The organism is Nocardioides bruguierae (assembly GCF_023656415.1).
GTDB lineage: Bacteria > Actinomycetota > Actinomycetes > Propionibacteriales > Nocardioidaceae > Nocardioides > Nocardioides bruguierae.
On sequence record NZ_JAMOIL010000022.1, the window covers coordinates 104,950 to 110,949 of the forward strand.

The 6,000-nt window shown below is 65.4% G+C and carries 3 protein-coding genes and 1 pseudogene; all 4 read left to right on the top strand.

The window, feature by feature from the left end; all coding sequences use genetic code 11:
• Positions 1 to 225: 225 nt before the first annotated feature.
• Positions 226 to 4,887, top strand: coding sequence for a polymorphic toxin-type HINT domain-containing protein (locus M8330_RS15905; protein ID WP_250828110.1), 4,662 nt, complete (start codon positions 226 to 228; stop codon positions 4,885 to 4,887).
• A 10-nt stretch (positions 4,888 to 4,897) separates the two neighbouring features.
• A complete protein-coding gene (locus M8330_RS15910; protein ID WP_250828111.1) occupies positions 4,898 to 5,290 on the top strand; it encodes a hypothetical protein in 393 nt (130 codons plus the stop codon).
• A gap of 56 nt (positions 5,291 to 5,346) precedes the next feature.
• Positions 5,347 to 5,478: pseudogene (locus tag M8330_RS15915) on the top strand (IS3 family transposase); the annotation flags it as partial.
• Positions 5,479 to 5,756: 278 nt separating this feature from the next.
• Positions 5,757 to 6,000 (top strand): transposase (locus M8330_RS15920; protein WP_250828112.1); only part of this gene is annotated, 244 nt, incomplete at its 3' end.

Sequence of the window (6,000 nt, forward strand, 5' to 3'; positions counted from 1 at the left end):
CGGACGAAGGAAGAGATAGAGCAGTCCTGCCAGGGGCCAGCAGGCGAACCCCGCCACCAGCACCCACCACAAGATCCACGTCACGGTTTCCGAGTTGCCGTTCGCGCCGTTGAGCACCATGCCCCAGAAGACGACTCCACCGCCCTGCGACCCGCGGACCGTAATTGGGACCAGTGGCGCGGGTTTGGGCGTGTGGTGGCCACAGTTGGCACCAGCGTGAACGCGGTGGTCACCGAGACCCGCTACTACCGAGGGCTTTTCGAGGACCGCGACAGCGACGGTGAACGTCGAGAGACACAAGTCACCACGAGCGACGGGACCGCATTCAACGACTACCGCGGGCTGGCTGGCGCCACCTTGGAGACCCGGAGCTTCAACGGCCCGGTCAGCGCCGCGAACGAACTCTCCTCGACGGTCAACGAGTACGTCAGCAGCGATACATCGACTCCGCAGGAGGACGGCGACTATCAGCCGCAGATGCAGCTGATCACGGCGACCGAGACCCGCACCCCGGAAACCGCCGGCAAGGAACAGGTCGTCCGGATCAACTACACCTACGACGACCGCGGACGCGCCATCGCGGTCAACGACCGGGCCTGGGACAACGTGACCGTGGGAGCAGCTGGCTCTACCGGCGATCTCGTCGACCGCACGTGCACCGTCACCAAGTACACCGAGGACCCGGCTAAGTGGATTCTCCAGACCGCGCGCAACCAGACGGTGTACGCAGGGCTTTGTCCCAGCGATCTGTACTCCCCGACGACGACTGAGGCTGACCGTCGGTTGTCGGCGGTCAGGTACGCCTACGACAACGGCGACCTGTCCACCTCGCCTACGGTCGGTTATGTCACCGAGACACAGGTGTTGGACGGTGCGCGTGGCGACGCTTCCTCGATGGCTTTCCAGACCGCCTCGAAGACGACGTATGACCGCTTCGGGCGGGCAACGAAGCAGACGGACGCCGACGGCGTCTCGACCCACATCGCTTACACCGCCGCTCCTGGCGCGCCGGAGGGCGCGTACGCGACGACCATCTCCGAGACCGGCCCCGACCCAGACGGCAACGGGCCTGGACAGGCGCTGACCTCGACGACCACCTTTGACCCCGACCGGGGGCTCCCGGTCGAGGTTCAGGGCAGCGACGGGGCCGTGACCGTGGCTGAGTACAACGAGATCGGGCGCCTGTCCAAGGTGTGGCTGCCGGGGCAGGACGCCGACGACACCCCCAGTCTGAGCTACTACTACGGTCTGTTCCAGACCAACAGCAGCGGCGTCGTCACCTCCCCCAACCGGATTCGTACCGACACGCTGCTCCCCAATGGTCAGACCTCGACGGCCTTTGAGTTCTTCGACGGCCTCGCCCGGACGGTCCAGACGCAGACCCCCACGTTGCGCGAGAGCGACGACACGATCGGCAGCATCGTGTCCACGACCGACTACAACGGGCGAGGGCAGGTCCTGCGGACTCGGAGTGATGCATTCGTCGCGGACGAGCCGACCAACGACATGCTGGCGATCTCCAGCCAGTACCCGATCGAGACCTCCTTCACCTACGACGGTGCCGGACGCTCCACGCAAACCTCGACCGACTACAAGGGCCACGCCGACCCGGTCGTGGTGACCACCGCCTACCCCGGCAACACGGTCAAGTTGAATCCCGGCGATGGTTCGGTGCTGAGCAGCACCAGCACCGACGCACGTGGACGCACCATCTCCAGTGTCGAGTACAACGGGAACACCTTCACCGCCCCCGACATCGAGACCACCTACGCCTACACCCCGGCCGGCGAACTAGCCTCGATGACAGACCAGGCCGGCAACGAGTGGACCTACACCTACGACCTGAAGGGTCAACTGGTCGAGTCCACCGACCCCGACACCGGGACCACCACCAACAGCTACACCGCTGTGGGGCTGCCCGAGACCACCACCGATGCCCTGGGCACCGAGATCACCACGGTCTACGACAAGCTCGGACGGGCCACCACGCTGCTCGACACCACCAGTGCCGGCGACCCGATCACGTTGGCGCAGTGGACGTTCGACTCGGCCACGGGCCGCGCCGACAGCTCCATCACCTATGACCAGGGTCTGCAGGTCCACTCCGAGACCATCACTGGTTACACCGACGCCGGGCAGGTCTCTGGTGTCGAGACCACCATCGGTGACCCGGACGCCTCGGGCGATGCAGCCACAGCCGGTGGCCTGATCCCGCAGGCCATGGTCGGTAGCTACAACACCAGCTTCGGGTACAACCCTGACGGCTCCTTGAAGTGGACCGACTACGAGAACAGCGACGACCTCGACATCGGGCTCCCACAGGAGCGGGTGCAGGTCGACTACGACTCCGTCGGTCGGCCGACCTCGTTGGCTGGATCGCTGGGTACCTACGTGCCCGAAGCGAAGTGGTCGGTCCGCGGGCAGCTCGACCAGCTGGCCCTGGGCAACACCTACGGCAACCTCTTCTGGCAGTCGTTCAAGTACGACTCCGGCACCGGCCGGCTGCTGTCGAGCCAGGTCGACCGCCAGACAGAGTCCTACTACGACGAACGCACCACCTACACCTACGACACCGCAGGAAACCTGACCAGCAGCACCATTGACGCTGCGGACACCAACAGCGGCGACGCCGTCCACGTCGAGACCCAGTGCTACCGCTACGACGCGCTCGTCCAGCTCACCGACGCCTGGACGCTGACGGCTCAGAACGGGTGGGAGGCCGGGGACGACCTGTGCTCCGCGGCCCCGAACGTGGGCAACCTGGTCGCTGACGACTCCTCGTACTGGAACAGTTGGACGTTTAGCCAGGCCACCGGTAACCGCAAGGCGGTCACCCTCCGCGGCCACGACGGCAACGAGGTCGTGGCCGTTGAAGACACCTACGCCTACGCGGACTCCGCCCACGCCCACGGCGTCACCAGCGTCACCGACGAGGTGACCGACGGGGCGGCGACCGGAGTCACGGACGCAGGTATCGAATCTGCCTCCGGCAACTACGCCTACGACGCTGCCGGCCGCATGACCCAGCGACGCAACCAGACACTCACCTGGGACACCCAGGGCCGGCTCCGCACCATCACCGCCCCAGCGGTCGGCGCGCAAGGGGGCTCGGAGCAGACCAACCTCTACACCTCCTCAGGAACCCGGTTCCTGCGGGTCGTGCAGTCCACCGACACCACCGGAAACACCGGTGACCCCCAGGTGACGCTGTACCTCAGCGACGGCACCGAGGTCTCTACCGACGACGACGGTCAGAGTGTCGAGGCGTTGAGGTACTACTCCTTCGCGGGGAACTCAGTCGCCGTCCGATCCGGCCCCAACCGCTCCGACGTTGACACACTGCTCAACGACCCCCACGGCACCGCGTCCTACTCCCTGACCAATGGGGACGTCGACAGCGACACCACCGGGGTTCTGTCCAGCAGACGCACCAGTCCCTACGGGCAGATCAGATCCACCAACGGCACCTGGACCGGCGACCAAGGCTTCATCGGCGGCACCATCGATGCTGACGCCGGGCTCATGAGCATCGGTGCTCGCCCCTACGACACCGCCCTCGGCTCGTTCCTCACCGCCGACCCCGTCGTGCAGGCCACGAACTCGCGGCAGATCAACGGATACGTCTACGGCAACAACAACCCCCTGACCTACGTCGACGCCAGCGGCATGCTCGCCATGAAGTGGACCGTGGGGCTCATCGACCACAACGCAGTACCCGTCCAACCACCAGCCCCCGAGCCAGAGCCGAGCGTCTTCGAGAGGATCGGTAGCGCCGTTGGTGGCGGTCTGTCTGCGGCGGCAGACTTCGTTGAGGACAACAAGGCCGCGATCACAGGAATTGCTACGGGCATCGTGGTCACGGCCGGATGCACAGTCGCCACCGGTGGAGTAGGGGTCGTTGGATGCGCCGTCGCCGGCGGCATGGCCGGAGCCGCTGTCGAGAACGCACTCGATCCCACCGCCGACCACAGTTTCGGCGGCTACGCAGAAGCCATCGCCATCGGCGGAGCAACAGGACTCCTCGGCGGAGGCGCAGGCAAGGTCGCTGGCGTCATCGGGAAGAAGGCCCTCTCAGGCCTTGGTCGTAAGGCCGAGAGCCTCGCCGTCCGCAGCGCTAAATCGAAGAGCCTCGCAGCCCGATCTGCAGCCGACACCAGCGCCGCAAAGAGCGGATGTCGATCTGGCACTTGCGGCATTCCAGGGAAGACGTGCTTCGTTGCTGGAACACTGATCCGGACCGAGGGCGGACTCAGGCGGATCGAGGACATCCAAGTCGGCGACAAGGTCTGGGCGCGGAACTTCGAGACCGGTGAGGACGAGTTGCGCCGCGTGGACCGGACGTACGTGCGTCACGTGGAGTCGCTGCTCACGTTGACCGTCGGCGGAGGAACGCTGACTACCACGGCTGATCACCCGTTCTGGGTCGTCGGCTCCGGATGGAAGCGAGCTGGCGACCTCGTTGTCGGCGACACGCTCGCGACGCCGGAGGGCGTCGCCGTCTTGCAGGCGCGTGAGATCGAGGAGCGGTCGGAGACCGTATACAACTTCAGGGTCCCTGGGGATCACAACTACTACGCAGTCGCGGGCGATACGCCGATCCTGGTCCACAACGCGAACTACTCACTGAGCCCTCGGACTGAGTCTGCCGGTGACCTCGCGCGCTACACGGAGAGCCAGGCAACGCGGGACGCGTTCCCGCACTACGAGCACATGACCAACGACGAGCTGCTCGGCTCGATCAATCGCGCAGCCGAGGGCGAAGGGATTATCGTCTCGCGAGGCGGGCAGATTCTGGACGGGCATCATCGCTGGGACGAGCTGCTTCGCCGCATCGACGACGGTTCGATCTCCCCAGATACGCCCATCCAAATCTGGGGCTTGGAGTAGGCGCGGCGCCATGACCCTCATTCAAACTTCCGATCCCGACTTCAGAATCTGTGAACTGGACTTTGAGACCCTGATCGAACTTCAGCAGGAGGCCGAAGAACGCGGCTGGGGAACGAGGTGGACCTCAGCGGAAGCGCTGCGTGGCCAAGTGAGCCACGACGAGGTAGCGCTGCTGCAGCCGTTTCTGCGACAGCGGCGGGGACGGGATCTGCATGTGTTTCGATGCTTCATCCTGTTCTCGAGCCTGGGGAGCGACCAGCGGGGAGCAATCACAACGATGGATGTCGCTGCCGAGCGCGTTGGCGGGATGCGCCGGGTTGATCGCGATCCCGACGTACGTAATGCGCTGTCGCTGGTGTTCAAGTTGGCATCGAGCGGCATCGGCATGGTCCCGAAGGCTTGATCTGAGTCGCCCTGGGTTGGTTGGAGTCTCCTTCGTTTGGAAACGAGGATGTACTCATGCCGAAGGACAGCAGCCCGGGGAAGCCGACCACGCGTCGCTACAGCCCTGAGGAGAAGGCCGCCGCGGTGCGGATGGTCAGGACTCTGCGTGCCGAGCTGGGCACCGAGCACGGCACCGTTCAGCGCGTCGGGGACTGCTGCACGATGAGGGGACTTCTCGTCTGCTGCCTCCAGCCGAGCTCTTGCGGCTCGAACGCCGCTGGGGGTGAAAGGATACCGAGAGGCTTCCGTGGGCACGATGGCGAAACCTCCCCACGTATTCCGCACAGATGCCCGCTGACCGCCCTCGTCAGTGGCCATGAGTCGGACAGGGGACTGCTGAAGGTGTGGTTGTCACTCTGACCTGCCCTACGGGTTGGTTTCCAGATCGGGTGATGAGTCTCGGGCCTGACTGAAAGGCTCTGAGAGTGCCCCGTCCCTATCCGCCCGAGTTTCGTGCCCGCGCCGTCGCGCTGGTCCGATCGGGCAAGCAGGTCAAGCAGACCGCCTACGAGCTAGGCATCAGCGCAGGCTGTCTCCACGGCTGGGTGCGCCAGGATCAGATCGACCGGGGCGAGCGTCCGGGCATCAGTACCGGCGAATCCGCCGACCTCCGCGCAGCACGCAAGCGAATCAGGGAACTCGAGACCGAGTTGGCGATCGTCCGGCAGG